This is a genomic window from Caulobacter flavus (genome assembly GCF_003722335.1).
Lineage (GTDB): Bacteria > Pseudomonadota > Alphaproteobacteria > Caulobacterales > Caulobacteraceae > Caulobacter > Caulobacter flavus.
Window position 1 is genome coordinate 3755549 of sequence record NZ_CP026100.1, and the last position, 24336, is coordinate 3779884.

Consider the following 24336-nt stretch of genomic DNA (forward strand, 5'->3'; position numbering starts at 1 on the left):
ATGCCGGACCCCCGCTTTTTCGAGACCCTGGGTCCGGTTTCCGTCTCCGCCCTGGCCAAGGCCGGCGGCGCCGAGATGGCGAACGAAGCCCTGGGCGAGCGCCTGATCGCCACCGTCGCGCCGCTGGACGGCGCCGGTCCGGACGCCGTCTCCTTTCTTTCCGATCCGCGCCGGGCCAAGGGCCTGTCGGCCTGCCAGGCCGGCGCGATCTTCATGCGCCCGCAGCATAGAGAGTTCGCGCCCGAAGGCTGCGCCGTGCTGCTGACCCCGCATCCGCAGGCCGCCTGGGCGGCCGCGACCGCGCTTCTCTATACGCCGCGACGCCACGACGCCGGCGCGCCCGCCATCCATCCCTCCGCCGTGCTGGAAGAGGGCGTGCGCCTGTCGCCGGGCGTGGTCATCGGCCAGGACGCCCGCATTGGCCGCGGCACGACGATTAGTCCCGGCGCCGTCATCGGTCCAGGCGTCGCCATCGGTCGCGACTGCTTCATCGGCGCCAACGCGGTCGTCGGCTTCGCCCTGGTCGGCGACCGCGTCAGCCTGCACGCCGGCTCGGTGATCGGCGAGGCGGGCTTCGGCGCCGCCCCCGGCGCCAGGGGCGTGGTCGACCTGCCGCAGCTGGGCCGCGTGGTCCTGCAGGACGGCGTCACGCTGGGCGCCAACAGCTGCATCGATCGCGGCGCCTTCGACGACACCACGGTGGGCGAGAACACCAAGATCGACAATCTGGTCCATGTTGCGCACAACGTGCAACTGGGCCGTAACTGCGTGCTCGCGGCCTATACCGGGCTTTCGGGCACCACCGTCGTCGGCGACGGCGTCGCCTTCGGCGGCAAGGCCGGCGTCGCCGACCACTTGACGATCGGCCCCGGCGCCAGCATCGGGGCGTCCGCCTCGGTGTTCAAGGACGTGCCGGCGGGCGAGACATGGACAGGGTTTCCCGCACGACCGATCAAACGGTGGCTGCGAGAAACCGCATGGCTGTCGCGCAGCGCGCGCAGCCGGGGGATGAAAGACGAGGCATGAGCCAGACCGAAACCGCGGCCCCGCAGACCGACATCGACATCGCCGAGATCCTCGCCCGGATCCCGCACCGCTATCCGTTCCTGCTGGTCGACCGGGCCGAAGCCTACGAGCCCCACAAGTCGATCGTCGGCATCAAGTGCGTGACGGTCAACGAGCCGTTTTTCCAGGGCCACTTCCCGGGCAATCCGGTGATGCCCGGCGTGCTGATCATCGAGGCCCTGGCCCAGACGGGCGCGGTGCTGATGAGCAAGTCACTGGAAGTCGACACCGCCGGCAAGACGATCTTCTTCATGTCGGTCGACAACGCCCGCTTCCGCAACCCCGTGCGCCCGGGCGACGTCCTGCGCATGGAGGTCGAGGTGCTGCGTGCGCGTTCCAGCATCTTCAAGTTCAAGGGCGTGGCCAAGATCGGCGACAAGGTCGCCGCCGAGGTCGAGTTCGCCGCCATGGTCGTGGAGACCCCGACGAAATGACGAAGATCCATCCGACCGCCATCGTCGACGCCGGCGCCAAGCTGGGTGATGACGTCGAAATCGGGCCGTTCTGCATCGTCGGCCCGGACGTGACCTTGCAGGCCCGCGTGCGCCTGCTGTCGCACGTGGTGGTCGATGGCGTCACCACCGTCGGCGAGGACACGGTCGTCCACGCCTTCTCGGCGCTGGGCGGACCGCCCCAGCACCTGGGCTACAAGGGCGAGCGCACGCAGCTGGTCATCGGCCCGCGCAACGTCATCCGCGAGCAGGTGACGATGAACACCGGCACGGCCTCGGGCCGGGGCGTCACCACGATCGGCGCCGACGGCTTCTTCATGGCCGAGGCCCACGTGGCCCACGACTGCATGGTCGGCGACAACGTGGTGCTGGCCAAGGGCGCGACCCTGGGCGGCCATGTCGACGTCGGCAACTTCGTGTTCGTGGGCGGCCTGGCGGCTATCCACCAGTTCTCGCGCGTCGGCCGCTACAGCTTCATCGGCGGCCTGGCCGCCGTGACCAAGGACGTCATTCCCTACGGTTCGGTGTGGGGCAACCACGCCCACCTCGAGGGGCTGAACCTGGTCGGCCTCAAGCGCCGGGGCTTCTCGCGCGAGACGATCAACGCGCTGCGCGCGGCCTATCGCCTGATGTTCGCCGACGAAGGCACGTTCCAGGAGCGCCTGGACGACGTGGTCGAGACCTATTCGGCCACGCCCGAGGTGATGGAGATCGTCGACTTCATCCGCGCCGACGGCAACCGTCCGCTGTGCCTGCCCGAGCGCGAGGTCTGATCTTGCGCAAGCTTGGACTGATCGCCGGCGGCGGCGCCCTGCCGATCGAGCTGGCCGCCCACTGCGAGCGCGCTGGCCGGCCGTTCTTCGTGATGCGGGTCAAGGGCTTCGCCGATGCGTCGCTGGAGCAGTACCCCGGGGCCGAGGTCGGCATCGCCGAGTTCGGCAAGGCCTTCAAGGCGCTGAAGGACGAGGGCTGCGAGGCCGTCTGCTTCGCCGGCGTCGTCGACCGCCCGGACTTCTCGGCCCTGATCCCCGACTTTCGGGGCGTGAAGGTGCTGCCGGGACTGATCAAGGCCGCGCGCGAGGGCGACGACGCCCTGCTGCGCCGCGTCCTGTCCGAGTTCGAGAAGGAAGGCTTCGTCGTCGAGGGCGCCCACGAGGTGCGCGGCGAGATGACCCTGCCGCTCGGACCGCTGGGCCGCTACGCCCCGCGCGAGCAGCACGGCGCCGACATCGATCGGGCCCTGACCGTCGCTCGCGCCATCGGCGGGCTGGACGTGGGGCAGGGGGCTGTCGTCTGCGACGGCCTCGTGTTGGCCGTCGAGGCCCAGGAGGGCACCGACGCCATGCTGCGCCGGGTCGCCGACCTGCCGCAGGCGGTCCGCGGCTGTCCTGAAGCGCCCAAGGGCGTGCTGGCCAAGGCTCCCAAGCCGATCCAGGAGACCAAGGTCGACCTGCCCACTATCGGCGTGGCCACCATCCAGCGCGCCGCGCGCGCGGGCCTGGCCGGCGTGGTCGGCGAGGCCGGCCGCCTGCTGATCGTCGATCGCGACCAGGTCATCGCCTGCGCCGACGACCTGGGCCTCTTCGTCTACGGCGTCGAGCCGCGCTGATGAGCCCGGCCCGGCCGCTGACGGTCATGCTGGTCGCGGCCGAGGCGTCGGGAGACAATCTCGGCGCCGGCCTGGCCAAGGCCCTGCGGAAGCGGCTCGGCGATCAGGTTCGTTTCGTCGGCCTCGGCGGGGCGCGGATGGCGGCCGAGGGGGTGCAAAGCCCCTTCGACATCTCCGAACTGTCGATCCTTGGCCTGTTCGAGGGCCTGAAGGCCTATCCGCGCGTGCTGCGCCGGCTGAAGGACGTCGAGGCCCTGGCGGTGCGCGAGAAGCCCGACGTGGCCGTGCTGATCGATTCCTGGGGCTTCAACATCCGCCTGGCCAGGCGGCTGCGGGCGTTGGACCCTTCGATGGCGCTGATCAAGTACGTGGCCCCTCAGGTCTGGGCCTCGCGACCGGGCCGCGCCAAGACCCTGGCCCAGGCCGTCGACCTGCTGCTGGCCACTCAGCCCATGGACAAGCCGTTCTTCGACGCCGAGGGCCTGCCCAGCGTCTTCGTCGGCAATCCGGCCCTGGCGCGGGACTTCGGCGGCGCCGACGCCGCGCGGGCCCGCGCGGCCATCGGGGCCGGGCCGGACGATCCGGTCCTCGTCGTGCTGCCGGGCAGCCGTCCGTCCGAGATCGAGCGGGTGCTGCCGGCCTTCGAGGACGCCGTGCGGATCCTCAAGGCCGACCGCCCCGGCCTGCATGTCGTCGTGCCCGCCGCTCAGACGGTGGCGGCGGCGGTGAAGGCGCGGGTGGCCGGCTGGCCGTTCCGCGCCCACGTCATCGAGGACGACCAGGCCAAGGACGACGCCATGAAGGCCGCCACCGTGGCCCTGGCCTGCAGCGGCACGGTGACCATCGAGCTGGCCCTGGCGGGCGCGCCGATGGTCGTGGGCTATAAGATCGGTGCGGTCACCTACGCCTTGCTCAAGCGCCTGATGACGCCGCGCTGGGTGACGCTGTTCAACATCGCCGCCGATCGCGAGGTCGCCCCGGAGCTGTTGCAGCACGACTGCACCGGCGAGCGCCTGGCGGCGGCGCTGGCCGAGCGCCTCGACGATCCGGCCCTGCGCCGGCGGCAGGTGGCCGAGCAGTACGCGGCGCTCGAGCGCCTGGGACGCGGCATGCCCGATCCGGCTGAGGCCGCCGCCGACGCCATGCTCGACTTCCTGGAAAAGCGAAGCCCCAAAACGGCTTAAGACCCGCTTCACGCCTGTGGATTAATCTCGCGGCAACCTTGCGCGCATTGCGCCGCCGTGGAGTCCGCCGTGTCGGTCCTGCCGATTGGAGCCGTCGTCCCGAACCTCGCCTCGGTGCAACCGACGGCGACGATCGCGCCCGCCGGTCCCCAGGGCGGCCAGACGGGACAGTCGGGCCTTCCGCCGCCCGCCATGCTGGCCCAGCTGGCGATGGCCGAGGCGACCGAGAGCCTGGGAAAGATCGCCGCCCAGCCGGGCGCTGCGCCCGACGCCCCCGACACGGTCGAGAGCCTGCTGAAGGGCGGGGCGACCGGCCAGGCCCGGGAGATCCTGCTCGCCAGCTCCACCGTCCAGGCCAAGGTGGTGTCCGACATGGTGAGCCGCGCCGCGCCGGCCCAGGGCGGCATGGCGCCGCTGCTGGCCGACCTGGAGCGCGTGTCGACCTCGCCGCAGGCGCCGGCCCTGGTGCGCCAGGCCGCCGCCAACATGCTGGCCCTGCGCTCGCCGATCGACGGCTCGGTCACCGCCGGCGAGATCCGCCAGGCCTTCGGTCGCTCGGGCCTGTTCATGGAAAGCCGCCTGGCCGAGGAGGCGCCCGCGCCGGGCGCCGCGCCCCTGGCCGCCAAGGACCTGAAGGCCGCCATGCTGGTGCTGCGCGCCGCCGTGGCCAGCTGGAGCGCCCAGGCCGGTCCCGCGCCCACGCCAAACCAGGCGCCTGCCGGCTTGCCGACGACCCAGACAATACCGGGCGCGCCGCCCGCGCCCCTCCTTCCGACGCCGGGCGCGCCGGTTCCGCAGGCCCAGGGCCAGGCGATCGCCTCGTCGACGCCAACGTCCTCGCCGACGCCGCCGGCTGCTCGGGCCGCCGTCGAGGCCGGGGAGGCGCCGCCCGCCGCATCGATCTCCACGCTGCCCGACGAGGCCGAGTCGCCCGTCGCCCGCTTCCTGGCCGCCGTCGCGCCGCGTCCGGCCGCGCCTCAGGCGGCCCAGCCCTCCGCCGCCCTGTTCGTGCTGGCCCAGGAGGCCGCCGCCGGCTTCGAGGAGACGCCCGTCGCCCGGCAGGCCATGCCGCCGCTGGCGCCGCCGCCCGGCAAGGGCCCGCCGCCGCCTTTCGCCGGCGGTCCGGTCGTGGCCCAGCCCGCCGCGCCGTCGACCCTGGCGCCGGACGCCCATCCGGCCCTGGTCGCCCAGCAGCTGACCAAGGGAGTCGACGCCGCCCTGGCTCGCCAGGAACTGCTGCAGGCCGCCTCGCTGCCGGACCGCGCGGAAGGCGCCCGCCCGGCCGACGCCCGCGCGATCGAGGACCGGTCGGGCCCGCGCTGGGTGTTCGATGTGCCGTTCGCCACGCCGCAGGGGTCGGCCGTGGCCCAGTTCGAGATCAGCCGCGACGGCGGCGGGGGCGGGGCCGCCGGCGGCGTCGCCGAGGCTCGCACCTGGAAGGTCCGCTTCTCGCTCGACGTCGAGCCGATGGGCCGCATCGACGCCCAGCTGGCCCTGACCGGCGAGCGGGCCCGCGTCTCGCTGTGGGCCGAACGTACCGAGGCGATGGCGCGCCTGCGCGGCGGCGAGGAGATGCTGACCGCCGCCCTGCGGGAAGCCGCCCTGGAGCCGGAAGTGGCCTTCCACGCCGCGGCCCCGCCGCTCGCGCCGCCGGCCGCGCCCGGCCGCTTCCTGGACCAGGCCACATGACCCGCGTTTCCGGCCCCCGCATTGCCGTCGCCCTGCGCTACGACGAGCCCAACGCCCCGCGCGTGGTGGCCAGCGGTCGCGGCTGGGTGGGCGACAAGATCGTCGAGACCGCCCGCGAGCACGGCGTGCCGCTGGAGGAGAACCCGGCCCTGGCCCAGGCTCTGTCGACCATTCCGATGGAGGAGGAGATCCCCGAGGCGCTGTATGTCGCCGTCGCCGAGATCCTGGGCTTCATCCTGCGCTCGGCGCACCGTAACTGACACCAAGAAAGTTACGGTAGGGGGCTGGGCCTTCCTTTCGAGGCGCCTATATCGGCTGGGACCCTTCGAGGAGCTTCCATGACCGACCTCTCGGCCTTCCCGATCGCCAGCCGCTGGCCCGCCGCCCATCCCGACCGCATCCAGCTCTATTCGCTGCCCACGCCCAACGGCGTGAAGGTGTCGATCATGCTGGAGGAGGTGGGCCTGCCGTACGAGCCGCACCTGATCGACATCGGCAAGAACGAGACCTGGACCCCGGAATTCCTCAGCCTCAACCCGAACGGCAAGATCCCGGCGATCATCGATCCCGACGGTCCGGGCGGGAAGCCCTTCGGCCTGTTCGAAAGCGGCGCGATCCTCGTCTATCTGGCCGAGAAGAGCGGCAAGCTGCTGCCGACCGATCCGGCCGCGCGCTACGAGACCCTGCAGTGGGTGTTCTTCCAGATGGCCGCCGTCGGCCCGATGTTCGGCCAGCTGGGCTTCTTCCACAAGTTCGCCGGCCGCGAGTACGAGGACAAGCGCCCGCTGGAGCGCTACCGGGCCGAGAGCCAGCGCCTGCTGGGCGTGCTGGAGACCCGCCTGGAAGGCCGCGACTGGCTGATGGGCGACGGGTACACCATCGCCGACGTCGCCACGCTGGGCTGGGTGCGCAACCTGGTCGGCTTCTACGAGGCCGGCGAACTGGTCGACTTCAAGAGCCTGAAGAACGTTCCGGCCTGGTTGGAGCGCGGCCTGGCTCGTCCGGCCGTGCAGCGCGGCCTCAACATCCCGGCTCGCCCGTAGGCGACGCAAGGCGCGGGCGGCGACAGCCGTCCGCTCCGGCGCCATAAGGCTGGCCATCCTTCAACGGCCGCCGATTCTCGTCATGTCGCTGTTTCCCGAACTGGACGTTCCGCCGTCCGACCGCCTGTTCTTCGGGATCTTTCCGCCGTCGCCGGTCGCCGAGGCCATCGCCGGCCGCGCTCGCGACCTGAAGGGCGGCCTTGGCCTGTCGGGCGCGCCGCTGACGCCCGACCGCTTCCACGTCACCCTGCACCACATCGGCGACTACGCCGGCCTGCCGCGCGGCATCGTCGCCCAGGCGCTGGAGGCGGGTGAAGCCGCGTCGTCGGCCGCGCCGTTCGAGGCGACCTTCGACCAGGCCGCCAGCTTCAACAATCGCGGCAACAATCCGTTCGTGCTGCAGGGCGGGGAGGGGCTTGCTGAACTGCACGCCTTCCAGAAGGCCCTGGGGCTGGCCATGGCTCACGCCGGTCTCGGCAAGCAGGTCGCCAGACAGTTCAATCCGCACGTGACACTGCTTTACGACCGCGCCCTGGCGCCCGAGACGCCGACGGCGCCGGTGTCATGGACCGTTTCGGAGTTCGTGCTGATCCACAGCCTGCTGGGCCAGACCCGGCACGTCGTGCTCGGGCGCTGGCCCCTGAAGGGTTGATCTAGCGGTCCTGCACGTTGCCCGAATGGGACGTGTTCTGGCGCAGGTTCCCGTGCCGGCCCTGTTCGGACAGATTGACGTCGGCGTTGCCCGGATCGGGCGACTGCAGGCCTTCGCGGCTGGCGTGGCCTTCGATGTCGGGCTTCTGGCCCTTGAAGGCGCGCTGCTCCGGCGGGATGGGCGGGGCCTTGGACATGGCTTCCTCCTTCTGGTTGTCGAAGGAAAACCGCCGGCGCGTGCACGCCGTTCCCAGCGTGGCGCTTGGCGTCAGCTCGTCGGCGGGGCCGGGCGCGAGACCACGAAGGCCGCGCAGCCCGCCATGATCACGCCGACCAGCAGGCCAAGCCAAGGCTTGGGGCGCGCCGCGATCAGGAACACCGCCATGCCGCCGGCCATGCCCAGGCAGGCGAAGACCTTGGCCTTGCGCGGGATCGCGCCGTTGGCCCGCCAGGCCCGGACCGAGGGGCCAAAGCGCGGGTGATTCAGAAGCCAGGCCTCGAGCCTCGGCGAGGAGCGCCCGAAGCAGCCGGCGGCCAGGATCAGGAAGATCGTCGTCGGCATCAGCGGCAGGAACGCCCCGATGATCCCGAGCGCCGTCAACGCCAGGCCCGCGATCAGGTAGCCGGTCCGCACGCCGCGTGACGTCGGCAGGGGCGCAGGCGCCGGAGCGTCCAGCTCGATGGCCGGCGGTTCAGCCGAAGGCGGCGTCGACATAGGCCTGCACCCGTGAGAAGGCGGCTTGCGCGCCGGCGAGGGCCCGCGCTTCGCCCGCTTCGTCCAGTCCGGCCGCGTCGAGGGCGGCGGTGAACTGCCGCCAGTGGGCGGCGCGACCGTCCGGATGGCCCGCAAGGTGGCGCGCGCCGAGCGTCTCGTCCAGGCCGAGCTTGGCGGCGGCCTTGAACAGGAAGGCCGCGCCCAGGTTCGAGCCCTCGGCCACGTAGAGCCAGCCCAGCGCCGTGGCCAGGTCGAGGTCGCCGCTCGCGTCGAAGGCCGGCGGCGGAAGCTCGGCGAGGGCGGCAAGGCCAAGGTCGGTCCGATCGGCGGCGATCTGCGCCAGGCGTCTGCGACCGTCCAGGTCGGGCAGTCGCTCGGCCAGTTCGGCCCGCTGGTACAGGCCGTCGATGTCGCGATGGAACCTGTACTGCACGTCGAGGAACCGGCCGTAGCGGGCGCGATCGGCGAACGGCCGGCCGGCCATGATGCTCTTGTCCAGTCGCTCGTGGGTCGCCTCGGTGCCGGCCTTGAGGCGCTTGGCGAGGGACGGGGCCTGGGCGAGGGCGAGATCGGTCATGGGGGCAATGTTGTCATGCCGCGAGTGAGACGCAACTGCTCCAGGTCAAATCCGACCGCGCGCCGGGCGAAAATGCTAATCGGGTGGGGAGGGGCCGACTCGCGGCCGGAAGTTCTGGAGCGCGCCCGGTGACGGTGACGATCTACGGCATCAAGGCCTGCGACACGATGAAGAAGGCCCGCGCCTGGCTCGACGAGCACGGCGTGGCCTACGCCTTCCACGACTACAAGGTCTCGGGCGCCGACCGCGCCGACGTCGAGCGCTGGGTCGCGCAACTGGGCTGGGAAACGGTGCTGAATCGCGCCGGCACGACCTTCCGCAAGCTGCCCGACGCCGACAAGGTCGGCGTCGACGCGGGCAAGGCGGTCGAACTGATGCTGGCCCAGCCCTCGATGATCAAGCGACCGATCCTCGACGTCGACGGCAAGCTGCTGGCGGGCTTCAAACCCGATCAGTATACGGCCATTCTCGCCTGACGAGCGAAACGCCGCTTGCGCGATTGACGCGAGTTGGAGAACTTTGGGGCGACAAGGACCGCGTCCAGCGGCTAAGTCTAGAGGAAACGGCCGGTTCGTCCGGCGGCAGGGCATTGAGTGGGCGTGACTTCGGGGCTTCCCTACGATCTGGCGATCTTTGATTTCGACGGCACGCTGGCCGACAGCGGCGCCGTGGTGCTGAAGCTCGTCAACCCGATGGCCAGGATGTACGGCTTCAAGAGCGTCACCGACGAGGAAGTCGAGATGCTGCGCGGCCGTCCCAATCGCGAGATCATCAAGTACCTGGGCGTCTCGGCCTGGAAGATCCCGATCATCGCCGCCCACGGCAAGAAGCTGATGGCCGCCGAGATCGGCTCGATCGGTCTGTTCCCGGGCGTTCCGGATATGCTCAAGGCCCTCTCGGCCGGCGGTGTGCGCCTGGCCGTGGTCAGCTCCAACAGCGAAGCCACGATCCGCACTGTGCTGGGTCCCGACCTGGCCAAGCTGATCGACCACTATGGCTGCGGCGCCTCGCTGTTCGGCAAGGCCAAGAAGTTCACCAAGGTCATCAAGACCGCCCGGGTGAAGCCGGGCCGGGTGATCTCGATCGGCGACGAGACCCGCGACATCGACGCGGCCAACGCCCTGGGCCTGGCCTCGGGCGCCGTCACCTGGGGTTACGCCACCCGACAGCTGCTGGTCGACCACGCGCCGACCGTGCTGCTGGACGCCGTCGACGACATCGTCGCCAGCCTGGCCCCGCAGCGCGCCGTCGCGGCCGTCGCCACGGCCTGATCTCCCTTACGAAAGTTTCATCTCGGCCGGCGCCTCCAAACGGCGCCGTCGAAGCCTCTTCCCTGTACGAGACGAAAGCGACAGGCTCTCGTCGGACTTTCGAGGGGAACGAGTCATGGAAGACATTCTGGTCCCGCTGGGCTTTTTCGCGATGATCGCCGCCATCGTGCTGGTGCCCACGTGGTTGAAGGCCCGCAACAAGCACGAAATGCAGGCGACGGTCCGCACCGCGATCGAGAAGGGACAGGCTCTGCCGCCCGAACTGGTCGACGCGATGACCAAGGACATCAAGCCGCCGAAGGAATCCACCGCGGTGCGCGATATCCGCGCCGGGGTGATCCTGATCGCCATCGGCGCCGGCCTGGCCGTCATGGGCCTGATTCTGGGTCAGCGCCACGACGAGGCCTTCCACCCGCTGCTCGGCGCGGCCGCCATTCCCGCCCTGATCGGCATCGCCTACGTGGTTCTCAGCTTCTTCAACCCCAACAAGGGTTACCGGCCGGACGCCTGACGCAGGCGCTTGGGGGAAGAGGGGACTTTCATCATGGGCATCGAACGCCCGCCCACCACCGGTCACGATGTCGAGCTGGCGGCCCTGGCCGCCACCGGCGACCGCCGGGCCTACGGGGAGCTCGTGCGACGGCACGGCTCGTCCGTGAGAGGCCTGCTGCGTCGCCTGGGCGCCGATTCGGCCAGCGCCGACGACATCGCCCAGGACGCGTTCCTCGTCGGCTTCGAGCAGATCGCCGACTATCGCGGCGAGGGCGCCTTCGGCGGCTGGATCAAGAAGACCGCCGCGCGGCTCTACCTGCGCAAGGTCAAGCGCGACTCGCGCCTGATCTTCTCGGACGCCGCGCCGGAGGAGCCGCCGCCCGCAGTTTCCGGCGACGCCCCGGGCGACCGGCTGGATCTCGACGAGGCGCTCAAGGCGCTTTCGCATGGCGAGCGGCTTTGCGTTTCGCTCTGCTACGGCGCGGACTGGTCTCATGCGGAGGCCGCCGAGGCCTTGAACATCCCGATCGGCACGGTCAAATCCCATGTCAAACGTGGTCTGGATAAACTCAGGGCGAGGTTGGCGCCCACGGACGTTTCGGCGCGGAGGGAAGGTCATGGTTGATCGCGACTTCGATGCGCAGCTTGCTCGGCTGTTCGCAGAGCCGCCGGCGCTTGCGGACGCGGAGGCCTTTCACCAGCGGGTCGAGCGTCGGCTGGACCGGGGCTGGGCGCTGCGTCGCCTGGCGATCGGCGCGGCCGGCGGCGTCGCCGGTCTGATCGCGGTCGGGCAACTGATCGCCAGCCGTTTCGCCACCGACCTGCGGGCGGCCTCCAGCGAGGGCGTCTCGACCGTCGACCTGGGCGTCGACAGGGTGATGGACCAGGTGAATCAGTTCGTCGCCACGCCGGCCAGCGTAGAAACCCTTTGGCTCGGCGCCGCTCTTGCGGCTATCGCTCTGGCCTTCGCCGTCACCCGACTGGTCGAAGAGTTCTAATCCGGAGGCGGCCCCGCCGCGCTCCGGGCGTCCGCAATAGAGCCGGAGCGAAGCTTGTCCGCCCATCGTCAGGAGACGGTCCGCCGTCTCGCCGCCCCCGATATCGCCGCCCGCAAGGGCGGCGTTCCGATCGTCTGTCTCACCGCCTACACCGCCCCGGTGGCGGCCGCCCTGGACGACGCCTGCGACGTCCTGCTGGTCGGCGACTCGCTGGGCATGGTGGTGCACGGCCTGCCCAACACCGTCGGCGTGACCATGGAGATGATGATCCTGCACGGCCAGGCGGTCATGCGCGGCTCGAAAAAGGCCATGGTCGTGGTCGACATGCCGTTCGGCTCGTACGAGGGCGCGCCCGAGGAGGCCTACGCCAACGCCGTCCGCATCATGAAGGAGACGGGCGCCCAGGCGGTGAAGGTCGAGAGCGGCCCGACCGTGCCCGACACCATTCGCTATCTCGTCGATCGCGGGGTGCCGGTCATGGGCCATGTGGGCCTGCGTCCGCAGGCGGTGCTGGTCGACGGCGGCTTCAAGGCCAAGGGCCGCGACGAGGAAGGCCGCCAGAAGATCCTGGCCGAGGCCCGCGCCACCGCCGAGGCCGGCGCCTTCGCCGTGGTCGTCGAGGGCGTCGCCGAGGCCCTGGCCCGCGAGATCACGCAGGTCATCGCCCCGCCGACCATCGGCATCGGCGCCTCGGCCGGCTGCGACGGCCAGGTGCTGGTCAGCGACGACATGCTGGGCCTGTTCGACTGGACGCCCAAGTTCGTCCGCCGCTACGCCGACCTGAAGGGCGCGATCGAGAAGGCCGCGGCCGACTACGCCCGCGACGTCAAGGACCGCAGCTTCCCGGGACCCGCCGAGACCTACTACGCCAAGAAGGACTGATCGCGGAGCGACCGAGGGGGAGGCGCTGGCGTCGGCCGATCCATTGTCGATAGCCTTTCAAACCCCGGTTCCCCGCCGTTGCGGCGGCGGCGGACACGCTATAGGTTCGCCGCCTGCGTCGCGGCCCGCGCCCCGACTCCTGATGTTTTCAACCTTGCGTCGTCCGGAACCGTCCGGGAGCGGCGCCCCGGCGCCGCCGGCGCCCGTACTGGAGCCTCGTTCGTGGTCGATGTGTTTGACGAGGTCGAAGAGCAGCTTCGCTCCGACCGCTACAAGACCTTCGCGCTGAAGTCGCTGCCCGTCCTGGGCGCGGTCGCCGCGATCGCGGTTCTGGGCGTGGGCGGCTGGTGGGGCTGGACCGCCTACGAGAGCAACCGCGCCAACAAGGCGTCGGAAGCCGTCCAGGCGACCCTCGAGGCCTACGAGAAGGAAGGCCCCGCCAAGGCCTTCACCGAGTTCGAGAAGTTGTCGAAGGAAGGCAACGCCGCGTATCGCGCCCTGGCCTTCATGCAGATGGGCGGCATCCGCCTGGACGAGGGCAAGACCAAGGAAGCCGTCGGTTATTTCGACGAAGCGGCCAAGATTGCTCCCGATCCTGTCATGGGTGACATAGCGCGCCTCAAATCCGCCTTCGCGCTCATGGACACGGCTCCTTATCAGGAGATCGAGTCGAGGCTGACCCCGTTGACCGGCGAGAAGAGCCCTTACCGCGTGCAGGCCAAGGAAGCCCTGGCGTTCGCCAAGCTCCAGGCCGGCAAGACGGCCGAGGCGCGCGGCGACTTCGTCGTCCTCTCGCTGCTCTCGGACGGCTCGGACGACACCCGCCAGCGCGCCCAGGCCGCGATCCAGATGATCGATTCCGGCTCGGCCAAGGCCCTGCCGGCCGCCGTCAAGGCCGCCGCCGCGCTGCCGCCGCCGGTCCAACTCGCGCCCGGCCAGCTGCCGCCGGGCCTGCAACCCCAAGCTCAATGAGCCACCGACCCATGACTCTGAAGCGTTCCCTGCTGCTCGCCGCGATGATGTCGGCCGCGGTGTCGGTGACCGGTTGCTCGACGGTGTCGAAGCTCAACCCCTTCGGCAAGGACGACAAGAACAAGGCCACCGCCAGCCAAGGCCAGCGTATCTCGGTCATCGCCTTCGACCAGAAGGTCGAGGCGGCTGACGGCCTGAAGGGCGTCGACTTCTTCCTGCCCGAACCGCAGCCCCAGGCTGATTGGCGCCTGCCGGGCGGCAGCCCCGAGCAGTCGGTCGAGCACGTCGCCGCCGGCAAGGACTTCGAGATCGCCTGGCGCAAGGGCTTCGGCCAGAAGGCCAACCGCACCTTCCACATCACCGCCAACCCGGTTTCGGCCGAGGGCAAGATCTTCGTGCTCGACGGCGAGGCCAAGGTCTCGGCGCTCGACGCCGTCACGGGCGAGACCCTGTGGCGCAAGGACCTGCGTCCGGCCCGCCAGCCGGGCAAGCGCGGCTTCATGGGCATCGGCGGCCGCAAGGACGACACCCGCGGCTTCGGCGGCGGCGTGGCCTACGCCGACGGCAAGCTCTACGTCTCGTCGGGCTTCCGCTTCGTGGCCCAGCTTGACGCGGCCACCGGCAAGGAAAACTGGCGCCAGGCCACCAGCACGCCGGTCCACGCCGCGCCGACCGTGGCCGACGGCCGCGTCTTCGTGGTCTCGACCGACAACGAACTGCTGACCTACTCGGCCGCCGACGGCGCGCCGGGCTGGACCTATCAGGCCCTGATCGAGCCGGCCCGCATCCTGGGCGGTTCGAGCCCGGCCATCAGCGGCGACACCGTCGTCGCCGGCTTCGCCTCGGGCGAACTGGTGGCGCTGCGCACCGGTAACGGCAACGACCTGTGGAGCGAGGCCCTCAGCCGCGCCAGCCGCACCAACGCCCTGTCGGAAATCCGCGACATCGCCGGCCGCCCGGTGATCTACAAGGGCGACGTCTACGCCGTCAGCCACTCGGGCGTGTTCGCCGCCACCGATCTGCGCACCGGCCAGGCCCGCTGGACCCTGCCGGTCACGGCCATCACCACGCCCTGGCCCGCCGGCGACGTGGTCTACGTGGTCGACAAGGCCGGCCAGGTGATCTGCGCCTCGCGCGATGGCGGCCAGGTCCACTGGATCCGCGACCTCAACGAGACCGACAAGCTTTCCAAGAAGCAGAAGAAGAAGCTGGCCAAGCGTCCGCGCATCTGGTCCAGCCCGATCCTGGCTTCGGGCCGCCTGATCACGGTGTCCAGCTACGGCGAGGCCGTGGCCCTGAACCCCAAGACCGGCGCCACGGAAAAGACCCTGAAGATCGGCGCGCCGGTGCTGCTGGCCCCGATCGCCGTGGGCGACAAGATCTATGTCACCACCGACGACGCCGACCTGATCGCCATCCGCTGATCCGATCCGGTGCTCTTCGGAGCTCCGGCTGAACTCGTAACCTGTCCCGGGCCCGGGCTGGCGAATCGCCAGCCCGGGCTTGTTGCTTTGCCGGGACCCGAAAAATCGACTACTGACCCCTATGCCTTTGAAACTCGCCATCGTCGGCCGCCCCAATGTGGGCAAGTCCACGCTGTTCAACCGCCTCGCCGGCAAGAAGCTGGCCCTGGTCGACGACCAGCCCGGGGTCACGCGTGACCGCCGGTTCGCGCACGGTCGCCTCGGCGACCTCGATCTGGAACTGATCGACACCGCCGGCTTCGAGGACGTCACCGACGAGAGCCTGGAGGCGCGCATGCGCGCCCAGACCGAGCTGGCCATCGACGAGGCCGACGTCGCGCTGTTCGTGTTCGACGCCCGCGAGGGCCTGACGCCGCTCGACAAGATCTTCGCCGAGATGCTGCGCCGCCGGAACAAGCCGGTCGTGGTCGCCGCCAACAAGTCGGAAGGCAAGCAGGCCGAGATCGGCGCCGCCGAGGCTCACCGCCTGGGCCTGGGAGCGCCGATCCCGATCAGCGGCGAGCACGGCGAGGGCATGGCCGACCTCTATGCGGCCCTCCTGGCGGTGACGCCGGAGGAGCTACAGGAAGAGTTCGAGGACTACGACGACGACACCAAGCCGATCAAGATCGCGATCATCGGCCGTCCGAACGCCGGCAAGTCGACCCTGGTCAACCGCCTGATCGGCGAGCAGCGTCTGCTGACCGGCCCGGAAGCCGGCATCACTCGCGATTCGATCTCGGTCGACTGGACCTGGGACGGCCGCAAGATCCGCCTGGTCGACACCGCCGGCCTGCGCAAGAAGGCCAAGGTCAACGAGAAGCTCGAGAAGCTCTCGACCCAGGACACCATCCGCTCGATGACCTTCGCCGAGGTCGTGCTGCTGGTGATGGACGCCACCCATCCGTTCGAGACCCAGGACCTGCAGATCGCCGACCTGGCCGAGCGGGAAGGGCGCTGCGTCGTCTTCGTGCTGGCCAAGTGGGACCTGATCGAGGACCCGGGCCAGATCCTCAAGGAGTTCAACGAGCACGCCGAACGCATGCTGCCGCAGCTGCGCGGCGCGCCGGTGGTGGCCCTGTCGGGGGAAACCGGCAAGGGCGTCGAGCGCCTGATGCCGGCCGTGATCAAGACGCACCGCGACTGGTCGACCAAGGTCAAGACCCGCGACCTGAACGACTGGCTGCAGATGGCCATGCAGCGCCACCCGCCGCCCTCGGTGGGCGGCAAGCGAGTCAAGCCGAAGTACATGGCCCAGACCAAGGCCCGTCCGCCGACGTTCGTGCTGTTCTCCAGTCGCGCCGACCAGATGCCCGACCACTACCGTCGCTATCTGGTCAACAGCCTGCGCGAAAGCTTCGACCTGCCGGGCGTGCCGCTGCGCATCACCATCAAGTCGGGCGCCAACCCCTATGCCGAGCCCGAGCAGGGGCATGTCGTCCGCGGCAAACGAGCCTTCGAAAAGAAGGAAGCCGAGAAGGCGCGCCTGAAGGCCTCGCGCAACACGGTCAAGAAATCGGCCCAGAGGGCGGCGCTGCTGGCCGAAGCGGCGGCTGATACCGCCGCGGACGCCCCTGGCGAGGCCGGCGCGCCCAAGGCCGCTACCAGCAAGGCGGTCGCCGTGAAGGCTGGCGCCCGCAAGGCGGCCCCGGTCAAGGCGAATGCCGGCAAGGTCGAGGCGCCCAAGGCCGACCCCGGCAAGGCGGCGGTCAAGTCGGTGAAGCCGCAGGGGCCCAAGGCCCAGAAGAAGGTCTCGACCACCCCGAGCTACAAGGTCGGGAGCAAGACCGCGGGCGGCAAGGCCGGCGGTCCGCGTCGTCCGGTGGCCGGCTCGCGCGTGGTGCGCGGTAACGCGCCCGGCGGCCGCCCGAAGGGCCGCTAGAGCGCGCGCCAGATCTGGAGCCTGCTGTCAGGCAGGCTCCAGGACGCACCGGGGGAGGGGTCTAGAACTCTTCCCAGTCCTGGCCGACGGCCGTGCCGGGACGGAACGACTGGGCGATGCGGCTCTGGGCGGCGGCGACCGGGTTTTCGGCCGCCGGACGCTGGGCCGGCGCGGGGCGCGTGATCGCCTGGGCCGGCGGGCCGCCGGTCTCGAAGCGCGAGACCAGTTCGGCCAGCGACGAGGCCTCGTTGCGCAGGCAGGCCGCCGCGGCCGTGGCCTCCTCGACCATCGCCGCGTTGCGCTGGGTCACCTGGTCCATCTGGTTGATGGCGGTGTTCACCTGGTTGAGGCCCGTGGCCTGCTCGTGCGCAGACTGGGCGATCTCGGAGATCAGGGTGTCGATCTCGGCGATGCGGCCGACGATGCCGGTCAGCGACTGGCCGGTGTCGCCCACCAGCTTGGCGCCGCGCTCGACCTGGGCGCTGCTGTTGGCGATCAGGCTCTTGATCTCCTTGGCCGCCTCGGCCGAGCGCTGGGCGAGAGCCCGCACTTCCTGGGCGACGACCGCGAAGCCGCGACCGGCCTCGCCGGCGCGCGCGGCCTCGACGCCCGCATTCAGCGCCAGCAGGTTGGTCTGGAAGGCGATCTCGTCGATCACCCCGATGATCTGGCCGATCTTGCCCGAGCTCTGCTCGATCTCGCCCATGGCGGCGATGGCGTCGCGCATGATCTCGCCCGAGCGGGTGACCTCCTGGCGGGTGCTGGAGGCGGCCGTCGAGGCCGCGCGGGCGCCCTCGGCGCTGCGGCGCACCGTGGCGGTGATCTCGTCCAGGGCCGCAGCGGTTTCCTCCAGCGCGGCGGCCTGTTGCTCGGTGCGCTTGGAGAGGTCTTCGGAGGCGCCCGTGATCTCGTTGGAGCCGTTGTGCACGCCCTGGGTCGACGAGCCGATCTCGGTCATGGCCTGGCGTAACGACTGCAGGGCGGCGTTGTAGTCGCTCTTGATCGAGGCGAAGCGGCCCTCGAAGGCGGCGGTGATGTCGGCGGTCAGGTCGCCCCCGGCCAGCCGGCGCAGGTTGTCGGCCAGGGTCAGCACCACGGCGCCCTGTTCGGCCTCGGTGCGGCGCAGGGCCTCGTTGGCCATCCGCTCCTGTTCGGCCTGGGTGATGTCGGTGCAGAACTTGATGACCTTGCAGGGCTTGCCCGCGGCGTCGAACACCGGGTTGTAGGCGCCCTGGATCCAGATCTCGACGCCGCCCTTGCCCTGGCGTTGGAACTTGCCGGCGAAGAACTCACCACGCGAGAGGTTCAGCCAGAACTGCTTGTACTCGTCGCTGCGGGCGAACTCCGGATCGGCGAACATGCTGTGATGCCGGCCGCGGATCTCGTCCAGCGAGTAGCCCACCGTTTTCAGGAAGTTGGTGTTGGCGGTCAGGATGGTGCCGTCGAGCTCGAACTCGATGACGGCTTGAGAGCGATGGATGGCCGCCACGGCGGCCTCCAGCTCGGCGAGACGCTCGTCGGCCGCGGCGCGACCACGCTTGAACGAAAACGGCATTTGTCCAAACCCCGAGGACCGCGCCCTGGCAGCGCTGCATCCTTAGGGTGAGACCGCGAGTCTTATTCCATGCTTAACGAGCGATGGTTTCCGAAAGCGTAATCTGCGTCGGATTGTCGCAGTTATTGATTTTGAGGTCTTGTGTCGTGGGGCCGACCACCAGCTTGACCGCAGATAATCCGTAATATCCGTTAGGTGAGAATATTTCGCGGTTTATCTGTGTTTTGCATGTGGAAACTGGACCTGCGAATGTTTACGCGGTTCAGTTATCAGCCGAGGCTTGCTGACTCTTGACCTCGTTCCTTGAAGCGAACGACGCCCTTGGGCGGCTCGCGGTCCGGGCGAGTCAGGTCCACCACGAAAGGCGCGATCTCGGCCGGATCCTGCACGGTCGACGGGTCCTCGCCCGGGAAGGCGCCGGCCCGCATCTTGGTGCGCATGGCCCCGGGGTCGATGCAGAAGGCGCGGACCTTGGTGTTCTCCATCTCGTCGGCATAGCAGTCGACGATGGTCTCCAGGCCGGCCTTTGAGGCCGCGTAGGCGCCCCAGAACGCCCGGTGGCTCTTGGCGACGCTGCTGGTCAGGAAGACGGCCCGGCCGGCGTCGGAGGCGCGCAGCAGCGGGTCCATGGCCCGGATCAGTCGCCAGTTGGCCGTCAGGTTGGTCGACAGGATCATGTCCCAGCCCTTGGGGTCCAGGTGCCCCACTGGCGTCAGCGCGCCCAGCACGCCGGCCGCGCCGACCAGGATGTCGAGCCGGCCATAGCGCTCGTGCAGGGCCGCGCCCAGCCGATCCAGGCCGTCAGCCTCGCGCAGGTCCAGCGGGACCAGGGTGGCGCGCTGGCCCGTGGCGGCGAGGATCGCGTCGTCCAGGGCTTCGAGCGCGCCCTGGGTGCGGCCCAGGGCGATGACGTGGGCGCCGGCCTTGGCCAGGCCCAGCGCGATGGCGGCGCCGATGCCGCGCGTGGCGCCGGTCACGAGGGCGATGCGGCCGGCGAGCGGCGTGTCGATGGTGGTCATGAGCGTTTCCTGCGCCTCTCGCGGGCGTTTGATTGTCGGGGTGATCAGGCTTCGTCGTCGGCCGGACGCGCGGCGTAGCGCTGCGCCAGGACCGAGCAGGCCATCAGCTGGATCTGGTGGAAGATCATCAGGGGCAGCACCAGCACGCCGGCGGTGGCCCCGGGGAACAGGATGCCGGCCATGGGCACGCCGGTCGCCAGGCTCTTCTTGGAGCCGCAGAACACGATCGCCACCTCGTCGGCCTTGGAGAAGCCCAGCAGGCGCGCGCCCCACATGGTGGCCAGCATGACCAGGGTCAGCAGCACGCCGCAGACCAGCAGCAGCACGACCAGCTCCAGCGGCGAGACCTTGCGCCACAGCCCCTCGACCACGGCGGCGCTGAAGGCCGAATAGACCACCAGCAGGATCGAGCCGCGATCGACGCGGCCGACCAGTGTCTTGTGCTTCTCGATCCACTTGCCGACCAGCGGCCGGGCCAGCTGGCCGGCCACGAACGGCACGAGCAGCTGGACGATGATCGACTTGATCGAGTCCCAGCCGCCGACGTCGCCGTGGGCGTTCATCAGCAGGCCCACCAGCACCGGGGTCAGGAAGATGCCGAACAGGTTCGAGGCCGATGCCGCGCAGACGGCGGCGGCGACGTTGCCGCGCCCGATCGAGGTGAAGGCGATCGACGACTGCACCGTCGAAGGCAGGCAGGCCAGGAACACCATTCCCGCAGCCATGGTCGGCGTCAGGACCCCGACCTTGCTGATCAGCAGGCCCAGGATCGGGAACAGCACGAAGGTGAAGGCCAGGATGGTCAGGTGCAGGCGCCAGTGGGTGACGCCGGCGATCACCGCCTCGCGCGACAGCTTGGCGCCGTGCAGGAAGAACAGCAGGGCGATGGCGATCTTGACCACCCAGCCGGTGACCTCCGCCGCCTGGCCCCGCACGGGCAGGAACGAGGCCAGCACCACCATGCCGAACAGGGCGATGATGTAGGCGTCGATCTTCAGCTTGGAGAGGACGGCGGAGACGGGATTGGCCAAGTGGCGACTCTCAACTGGGTCGTCGCCCGGTCCGTCCGGGCAGTCCGAGCGGCCGAAAGATCAAAGCGAGTTGGCCGTATACCGGGGGTAGCGCAGCTTGGGTCCCTCGAACAAGTCGAAGGACCCTCGAGCATGCGAAAGACTAGGCGCTGACCAGCAGCGACAGCTGCTTTTCGGCCTGGTCGTTGCGGCCTTCGGCGATCTCGCGATCGGTCAGGCGGGTGGGATAGTCGCCGGTGAAGTAGTGGTCGGTGAACTGCGGCGCCACCGGATCGCGGGGGGCGCAGTCGAGGGCCTCGTACAGGCCCTCGACCGACAGGAAGCCGAGCGAGTCCACTTCCAGAAACTTGGCCATTTCCTCGAGCGACTTGGTCGCCGCCAGCAGCTGTTCGCGCTCGGGCATGTCGATGCCGTAGAAGTCGGGCCACTTGATCGGCGGGCTGGCCGAGCGCAGGTGCACTTCCTTGGCGCCGGCCTCGCGGACCATGCGGACGATCTTCAGCGAGGTGGTGCCGCGCACGATCGAGTCGTCGATCAGGATGACGCGCTTGCCTTCCAGCACGGCGCGGTTGGGGCTGTGCTTCATGCGGACGCCCAGTTCGCGCACGCCCTGCGTCGGCTGGATGAAGGTGCGGCCCACATAGTGGTTGCGGATGATGCCCAGGTCGAAGGGCAGGCCGCTCTCGGCCGCGTAGCCGATGGCCGCCGGCACGCCGCTGTCGGGAACCGGCACCACGACGTCGGCCTCGACGCCGGTCTCGATGGCCAGGCGGCGGCCCATGCGCTTGCGCACCTCGTAGACCGAGCGGCCGTTCACGACGCTGTCGGGGCGGGCGAAGTAGACGTATTCGAAGACGCAAGGGCGGGCGGCGGGCGCCGCGAACGGGCGCAGGGATTTGACGCCGGTGTCGCTGATGACGACCATCTCGCCGTGCTCGACGTCGCGCACGAAGCGAGCGCCGATCATGTCGAGGGCGCAGGTCTCCGACGCCAGGACCGGCTTGCCGTCCAGGTCGCCCAGCACCAGCGGGCGGATGCCCAGCGGGTCGCGCACGCCGATCATCTTCTTGTTGGTGATCGCCACCAGGGCGTAGCCGCCTTCGATCTGGCCGATGGCGTCGATGAAGCGGTCGACGATCTTGGCTTTGCGCGAGCGGGCGATCAGGTGGAGGATCACCTCGCTGTCGCTGGTCGACTGGAAGATCGCGCCTTCCTGCACCAGGCGCTCGCGCAGGGTCAGGAAGTTGGTCAGGTTGCCGTTGTGGGCGAGGGCCAGGCCCCCGGTCTCCAGATCGGCGAACATCGGCTGGACGTTGCGGATGAAGCTGCCGCCGGCCGTGGAGTAGCGCGTGTGGCCGATGGCCATGTTGCCCGGCAGGCGCTGGACGAGGTCGGCGCCGGTGAAGGCGTCGCCGACGTGGCCCATGTGGCGCTCGGTGTGGAAGCGGGCGCCGTCGAAGGCGGCGATGCCGCAGGCTTCCTGGCCGCGGTGCTGCAGGGCGTGCAGGCCCAGGGCGGCGATGGCGGCGGCGTCACGGGCGCCGAACACGCCGAACACGCCGCATTCCAGGCGCAGCGTGTCGTCCTCGGGATCGCGCCAGGGCGCGGACGAGAAGCGGTCGGTCGACTGGCCGATAGACGTCATTGCGATTTCTCCACCAGGTCGTCGAGCTTCCGACGCTGGTCCTTATCATAGCCTTCTTCGCCGCGCTCGGCGTCGGACGGTTTGTCGCTGGCCCCGTCGCGGACGGCGTCCTCGATGGCGGGCGCGAGCTTGCCGGCCAAGCCCGCGCCCTTGGGCGCGAACACCTTCAGCACCCGGGCGCTGGCGTTGGACAGCGGATAGAACATCGACTCCGACACCCAGGCCGGCACGCGGTCGCGCGGCGTGGCCATGTGGAAGACGAGGTTGAAGACGCCCAGCACGACCAGCGCGCGCAGCAGGCCAAAGCCCAGTCCGATCAGGCGGTCGAGCAGGCCCAGCGTGCCGTCGGCGTGCAGGGTCCTGGTCAACTGGCCGCCGATCAGGCGCAGGGCGACGAAGGCGATGACGAAGGTGACCAGGATGGCGGCGGCCGTCGCCGCCCAGTCCGGGTCCATGAATTCACGGAAGAGGGGGCCGGTCAGGCGCAGGCCCAGCAGGGCGACGACGGCGGCCAGGATGAACGACAGCGCCGAGGTCAGTTCCCGCGAGGCGCCGCGGAAGAAACCGACGGCGCCGGAAACCAGCAGGATCAGTCCGGCGATGATGTCGAACGGCGTCACGCGTGCGAGCTCCAGATGTCGTTCTCGATTCGGCGGACCGCGTCGGCCAGTCGCGCCGCGCCGGCCACCGGCAGGGCGCCGCCGCCTTCGGGCAGGCCCGACAGCGGTCCCAGCGCGCGGCCGAACCCGAGCTTGGCGGCTTCCTTCAAACGCGACTCCATTCGGCTCACGGGCCGGATCTCGCCGGAGAGGCTGACCTCGCCGAACACCACGCAGTCCTGCGGCAGGGCGACGTCCATGGCCGAGGAGGCCAGAGCGGCCGCCGCCGCGAGGTCGGCGGCGGGTTCGGTGATCCTCAGCCCGCCGGCGACGTTCAGATAGACGTCCTTGTCGCCAAAACCAAGGCCGCAGCGCGATTCCAGCACGGCCAGCACCATGGCCAGGCGTCCGGAATCCCATCCGACCACGGCGCGTCTGGGCGTTCCGTACGCGGAAGGCGCGACCAGGGCCTGGAACTCGACCAGAACGGGCCGCGATCCCTCGATGCCGGCGAACACCGCCGCCCCCGCCGCGCGCTCGCCGCCTTCGTTGAGGAACAGGGCCGAGGGGTTCTTCACCTCGCGCAGGCCCACGTCGCCCATCTCGAACACGCCGATCTCGTCGGTGGCCCCGAAGCGGTTCTTGGCGCCGCGCAGAATGCGGAACGGATAGCCGCGCTCGCCCTCGAAGCTCAGCACGGCGTCCACCAGGTGTTCGACCACGCGCGGGCCGGCGATCTGGCCGTCCTTGGTGACGTGACCGACCAGCAGGATCGCCACGCCCTTCTGCTTGGCCAGCCGCACCAATTCGGTGGCGCAGGCGCGGACCTGGGTGACCGTGCCGGGACCGGCCTCGTGGGCGTCGCTCCACATGGTCTGGATCGAGTCGATGACGACCAGGTCGAACCTGTCGCGCTTCAGTCCGTCGAGGATGTCGCGCAGGCTGCTCTCGGCGGCCAGCTTCACCGGCGCGCCGGCCAGCCCCATGCGGTCGGCCCGGCCGCGGATCTGCTCGACGGCCTCTTCGCCCGAGATGTAGGCGCAGGCCACGCCCCGGCTCGAGGCGTTGGCGCAGACCTGCAGCAGCAGGGTCGACTTGCCCACGCCCGGGTCGCCGCCGATCAGGATCGCCGAGCCGGGCACCACGCCGCCGCCGCAGACCCGGTCGAACTCGTCGACGCCGGTCAGGATGCGGGGCGGGGCGGGGGTGTCGCTCTCCAGGCCGGTGAACTGCAGGCCGCGAGACCGCGTGGCCTTGGTCGTCGACATCGCGCCGGGCGGGCGCACGCCGACCTCTTCGACGAGCGTGTTCCAGCTCTGGCAGGCGGGGCATTGCCCGGCCCACTTGGTCTGAACCGCCCCGCAGGACTGGCAGGCGTAGACGGCGCCGTCGCGGGCCATGAGGTCTCCTGATTCTCGAATGTGTGGAGACTACAGGTTGGCGATCGCCTGCGCCAAAGCCGGACGCAGCCTGGCAAGCCCGTGTCTCCGAACATTGTTCCCGTTTGGAGTGTGTTGGGTGTAGACAAGCACTGGGGGGCGC

The 24336-nt window shown here is 70.1% G+C and carries 27 protein-coding genes; 18 read left to right on the forward strand and 9 right to left on the reverse strand.

The window, feature by feature from the left end; translation table 11 throughout:
* The 9 genes from lpxD (at nucleotide 1) to C1707_RS17180 (ending at nucleotide 7694) form a co-directional block, all read left to right on the forward strand.
* Complete coding sequence (lpxD, locus tag C1707_RS17140) at nucleotides 1-1026, forward strand: UDP-3-O-(3-hydroxymyristoyl)glucosamine N-acyltransferase (protein WP_101712960.1); 1026 nt, start codon at nucleotides 1-3, stop codon at nucleotides 1024-1026.
* Nucleotides 1023-1499, forward strand: a complete 477-nt coding sequence (gene fabZ, locus C1707_RS17145; RefSeq protein ID WP_101712959.1) for a 3-hydroxyacyl-ACP dehydratase FabZ — start codon at nucleotides 1023-1025, stop codon at nucleotides 1497-1499. The genes lpxD and fabZ overlap by 4 nt, the downstream gene beginning before the upstream one ends.
* The gene (lpxA, locus tag C1707_RS17150) at nucleotides 1496-2290 is read left to right on the forward strand and encodes an acyl-ACP--UDP-N-acetylglucosamine O-acyltransferase (RefSeq protein WP_101712958.1); all 795 of its coding nucleotides are present in this window, start codon (nucleotides 1496-1498) and stop codon (nucleotides 2288-2290) included. The genes fabZ and lpxA overlap by 4 nt, the downstream gene beginning before the upstream one ends.
* Before the next feature lie 2 nt (nucleotides 2291-2292).
* A complete protein-coding gene (gene lpxI / locus C1707_RS17155) occupies nucleotides 2293-3126 on the forward strand; it encodes a UDP-2,3-diacylglucosamine diphosphatase (protein ID WP_101712957.1) in 834 nt (277 codons plus the stop codon).
* Nucleotides 3126-4310 (forward strand): lipid-A-disaccharide synthase, encoded by a 1185-nt coding sequence (lpxB, locus tag C1707_RS17160; protein WP_101712956.1) that lies wholly within the window; start codon nucleotides 3126-3128, stop codon nucleotides 4308-4310. The genes lpxI and lpxB overlap by 1 nt, the downstream gene beginning before the upstream one ends.
* A 69-nt stretch (nucleotides 4311-4379) precedes the next feature.
* Nucleotides 4380-5999, forward strand: coding sequence for a flagellar hook-length control protein FliK (gene fliK / locus C1707_RS17165; RefSeq protein ID WP_101712955.1), 1620 nt, complete (start codon nucleotides 4380-4382; stop codon nucleotides 5997-5999).
* Entirely contained in the window at nucleotides 5996-6259 is a 264-nt protein-coding gene (locus tag C1707_RS17170) for an EscU/YscU/HrcU family type III secretion system export apparatus switch protein (RefSeq protein ID WP_101712954.1), read from the forward strand. Before fliK ends, C1707_RS17170 begins: the two co-directional genes overlap by 4 nt.
* 78 nt (nucleotides 6260-6337) lie before the next feature.
* Entirely contained in the window at nucleotides 6338-7042 is a 705-nt protein-coding gene (locus C1707_RS17175; protein ID WP_101712953.1) for a glutathione S-transferase N-terminal domain-containing protein, read from the forward strand.
* Between the two features lie 82 nt (nucleotides 7043-7124).
* On the forward strand, nucleotides 7125-7694 hold the full coding sequence (locus C1707_RS17180) for a 2'-5' RNA ligase family protein (protein ID WP_101712952.1): 570 nt from the start codon (nucleotides 7125-7127) through the stop codon (nucleotides 7692-7694).
* 1 nt (nucleotide 7695) lies between these two features.
* On the opposite strand, the gene C1707_RS17185 is transcribed toward C1707_RS17180, so the two are convergent.
* The 3 genes from C1707_RS17185 to C1707_RS17195 form a co-directional block, all read right to left on the reverse strand.
* Nucleotides 7696-7890 carry a hypothetical protein gene (locus C1707_RS17185; RefSeq protein ID WP_101712951.1) on the reverse strand — a complete coding sequence of 65 codons (195 nt, stop codon included), beginning with the start codon at nucleotides 7888-7890 and terminating at the stop codon, nucleotides 7696-7698.
* A gap of 71 nt (nucleotides 7891-7961) precedes the next feature.
* Nucleotides 7962-8408 carry a YbaN family protein gene (locus C1707_RS17190; protein ID WP_101712950.1) on the reverse strand — a complete coding sequence of 149 codons (447 nt, stop codon included), beginning with the start codon at nucleotides 8406-8408 and terminating at the stop codon, nucleotides 7962-7964.
* On the reverse strand, nucleotides 8386-8985 hold the full coding sequence (locus C1707_RS17195) for a biliverdin-producing heme oxygenase (RefSeq protein WP_101712949.1): 600 nt from the start codon (nucleotides 8983-8985) through the stop codon (nucleotides 8386-8388). Before C1707_RS17195 ends, C1707_RS17190 begins: the two co-directional genes overlap by 23 nt.
* Nucleotides 8986-9113: 128 nt before the next feature.
* Between C1707_RS17195 and C1707_RS17200 the strand changes: the two genes are divergently transcribed.
* From C1707_RS17200 to der, 9 genes are all read left to right on the forward strand, one after another.
* Complete coding sequence (locus tag C1707_RS17200) at nucleotides 9114-9461, forward strand: ArsC family reductase (protein ID WP_101712948.1); 348 nt, start codon at nucleotides 9114-9116, stop codon at nucleotides 9459-9461.
* Nucleotides 9462-9584: 123 nt separating this feature from the next.
* Entirely contained in the window at nucleotides 9585-10256 is a 672-nt protein-coding gene (locus tag C1707_RS17205) for an HAD hydrolase-like protein (protein WP_240633727.1), read from the forward strand.
* Nucleotides 10257-10371: 115 nt separating this feature from the next.
* Nucleotides 10372-10767 carry a DUF6249 domain-containing protein gene (locus tag C1707_RS17210; protein ID WP_101712947.1) on the forward strand — a complete coding sequence of 132 codons (396 nt, stop codon included), beginning with the start codon at nucleotides 10372-10374 and terminating at the stop codon, nucleotides 10765-10767.
* Between the two features lie 33 nt (nucleotides 10768-10800).
* A complete protein-coding gene (locus tag C1707_RS17215) occupies nucleotides 10801-11373 on the forward strand; it encodes an RNA polymerase sigma factor (protein WP_101712946.1) in 573 nt (190 codons plus the stop codon).
* Nucleotides 11366-11746 (forward strand): hypothetical protein, encoded by a 381-nt coding sequence (locus tag C1707_RS17220; protein ID WP_101712945.1) that lies wholly within the window; start codon nucleotides 11366-11368, stop codon nucleotides 11744-11746. Before C1707_RS17215 ends, C1707_RS17220 begins: the two co-directional genes overlap by 8 nt.
* 54 nt (nucleotides 11747-11800) lie before the next feature.
* Entirely contained in the window at nucleotides 11801-12628 is an 828-nt protein-coding gene (panB, locus tag C1707_RS17225; RefSeq protein ID WP_101712944.1) for a 3-methyl-2-oxobutanoate hydroxymethyltransferase, read from the forward strand.
* 222 nt (nucleotides 12629-12850) lie between these two features.
* The gene (locus tag C1707_RS17230; protein WP_101712943.1) at nucleotides 12851-13600 is read left to right on the forward strand and encodes a tetratricopeptide repeat protein; all 750 of its coding nucleotides are present in this window, start codon (nucleotides 12851-12853) and stop codon (nucleotides 13598-13600) included.
* Between the two features lie 11 nt (nucleotides 13601-13611).
* On the forward strand, nucleotides 13612-15024 hold the full coding sequence (locus tag C1707_RS17235) for a PQQ-like beta-propeller repeat protein (protein WP_420808199.1): 1413 nt from the start codon (nucleotides 13612-13614) through the stop codon (nucleotides 15022-15024).
* 121 nt (nucleotides 15025-15145) lie between these two features.
* Nucleotides 15146-16945 (forward strand): ribosome biogenesis GTPase Der, encoded by a 1800-nt coding sequence (gene der, locus C1707_RS17240; protein ID WP_101712941.1) that lies wholly within the window; start codon nucleotides 15146-15148, stop codon nucleotides 16943-16945.
* Between the two features lie 61 nt (nucleotides 16946-17006).
* Here the strand turns inward: der and C1707_RS17245 are convergent, their stop codons facing one another.
* The 6 genes from C1707_RS17245 to radA all read right to left on the reverse strand — a co-directional run bounded on the left by C1707_RS17245 (nucleotide 17007) and on the right by radA (nucleotide 24194).
* A complete protein-coding gene (locus C1707_RS17245; protein ID WP_101712940.1) occupies nucleotides 17007-18500 on the reverse strand; it encodes a methyl-accepting chemotaxis protein in 1494 nt (497 codons plus the stop codon).
* 269 nt (nucleotides 18501-18769) lie between these two features.
* The gene (locus C1707_RS17250) at nucleotides 18770-19519 is read right to left on the reverse strand and encodes an SDR family NAD(P)-dependent oxidoreductase (RefSeq protein WP_101712939.1); all 750 of its coding nucleotides are present in this window, start codon (nucleotides 19517-19519) and stop codon (nucleotides 18770-18772) included.
* Nucleotides 19520-19563: 44 nt separating this feature from the next.
* Complete coding sequence (locus C1707_RS17255; RefSeq protein WP_101712938.1) at nucleotides 19564-20550, reverse strand: bile acid:sodium symporter family protein; 987 nt, start codon at nucleotides 20548-20550, stop codon at nucleotides 19564-19566.
* A 142-nt stretch (nucleotides 20551-20692) separates the two neighbouring features.
* The gene (gene purF / locus C1707_RS17260) at nucleotides 20693-22195 is read right to left on the reverse strand and encodes an amidophosphoribosyltransferase (protein WP_101712937.1); all 1503 of its coding nucleotides are present in this window, start codon (nucleotides 22193-22195) and stop codon (nucleotides 20693-20695) included.
* On the reverse strand, nucleotides 22192-22815 hold the full coding sequence (locus C1707_RS17265) for a CvpA family protein (protein ID WP_101712936.1): 624 nt from the start codon (nucleotides 22813-22815) through the stop codon (nucleotides 22192-22194). Before C1707_RS17265 ends, purF begins: the two co-directional genes overlap by 4 nt.
* Entirely contained in the window at nucleotides 22812-24194 is a 1383-nt protein-coding gene (radA, locus tag C1707_RS17270) for a DNA repair protein RadA (RefSeq protein WP_101712935.1), read from the reverse strand. Before radA ends, C1707_RS17265 begins: the two co-directional genes overlap by 4 nt.
* Nucleotides 24195-24336: the final 142 nt, after the last annotated feature.

What these genes read in the sequence shown, in the direction of transcription:
- lpxD (WP_101712960.1), top strand. Translation starts at nt 1, where the DNA reads ATGCCGGACCCCCGCTTTTTCGAGACCCTGGGTCCGGTTTCCGTCTCC.
- fabZ (WP_101712959.1), top strand. Translation starts at nt 1,023, where the DNA reads ATGAGCCAGACCGAAACCGCGGCCCCGCAGACCGACATCGACATCGCC.
- lpxA (WP_101712958.1), top strand. Translation starts at nt 1,496, where the DNA reads ATGACGAAGATCCATCCGACCGCCATCGTCGACGCCGGCGCCAAGCTG.
- lpxB (WP_101712956.1), top strand. Translation starts at nt 3,126, where the DNA reads ATGAGCCCGGCCCGGCCGCTGACGGTCATGCTGGTCGCGGCCGAGGCG.
- C1707_RS17170 (WP_101712954.1), top strand. Translation starts at nt 5,996, where the DNA reads ATGACCCGCGTTTCCGGCCCCCGCATTGCCGTCGCCCTGCGCTACGAC.
- C1707_RS17175 (WP_101712953.1), top strand. Translation starts at nt 6,338, where the DNA reads ATGACCGACCTCTCGGCCTTCCCGATCGCCAGCCGCTGGCCCGCCGCC.
- C1707_RS17180 (WP_101712952.1), top strand. Translation starts at nt 7,125, where the DNA reads ATGTCGCTGTTTCCCGAACTGGACGTTCCGCCGTCCGACCGCCTGTTC.
- C1707_RS17185 (WP_101712951.1), bottom strand. Translation starts at nt 7,890, where the DNA reads ATGTCCAAGGCCCCGCCCATCCCGCCGGAGCAGCGCGCCTTCAAGGGC.
- C1707_RS17190 (WP_101712950.1), bottom strand. Translation starts at nt 8,408, where the DNA reads ATGTCGACGCCGCCTTCGGCTGAACCGCCGGCCATCGAGCTGGACGCT.
- C1707_RS17195 (WP_101712949.1), bottom strand. Translation starts at nt 8,985, where the DNA reads ATGACCGATCTCGCCCTCGCCCAGGCCCCGTCCCTCGCCAAGCGCCTC.
- C1707_RS17210 (WP_101712947.1), top strand. Translation starts at nt 10,372, where the DNA reads ATGGAAGACATTCTGGTCCCGCTGGGCTTTTTCGCGATGATCGCCGCC.
- C1707_RS17215 (WP_101712946.1), top strand. Translation starts at nt 10,801, where the DNA reads ATGGGCATCGAACGCCCGCCCACCACCGGTCACGATGTCGAGCTGGCG.
- C1707_RS17220 (WP_101712945.1), top strand. Translation starts at nt 11,366, where the DNA reads ATGGTTGATCGCGACTTCGATGCGCAGCTTGCTCGGCTGTTCGCAGAG.
- C1707_RS17235 (WP_420808199.1), top strand. Translation starts at nt 13,612, where the DNA reads ATGACTCTGAAGCGTTCCCTGCTGCTCGCCGCGATGATGTCGGCCGCG.
- der (WP_101712941.1), top strand. Translation starts at nt 15,146, where the DNA reads ATGCCTTTGAAACTCGCCATCGTCGGCCGCCCCAATGTGGGCAAGTCC.
- C1707_RS17245 (WP_101712940.1), bottom strand. Translation starts at nt 18,500, where the DNA reads ATGCCGTTTTCGTTCAAGCGTGGTCGCGCCGCGGCCGACGAGCGTCTC.
- C1707_RS17250 (WP_101712939.1), bottom strand. Translation starts at nt 19,519, where the DNA reads ATGACCACCATCGACACGCCGCTCGCCGGCCGCATCGCCCTCGTGACC.
- purF (WP_101712937.1), bottom strand. Translation starts at nt 22,195, where the DNA reads ATGACGTCTATCGGCCAGTCGACCGACCGCTTCTCGTCCGCGCCCTGG.
- radA (WP_101712935.1), bottom strand. Translation starts at nt 24,194, where the DNA reads ATGGCCCGCGACGGCGCCGTCTACGCCTGCCAGTCCTGCGGGGCGGTT.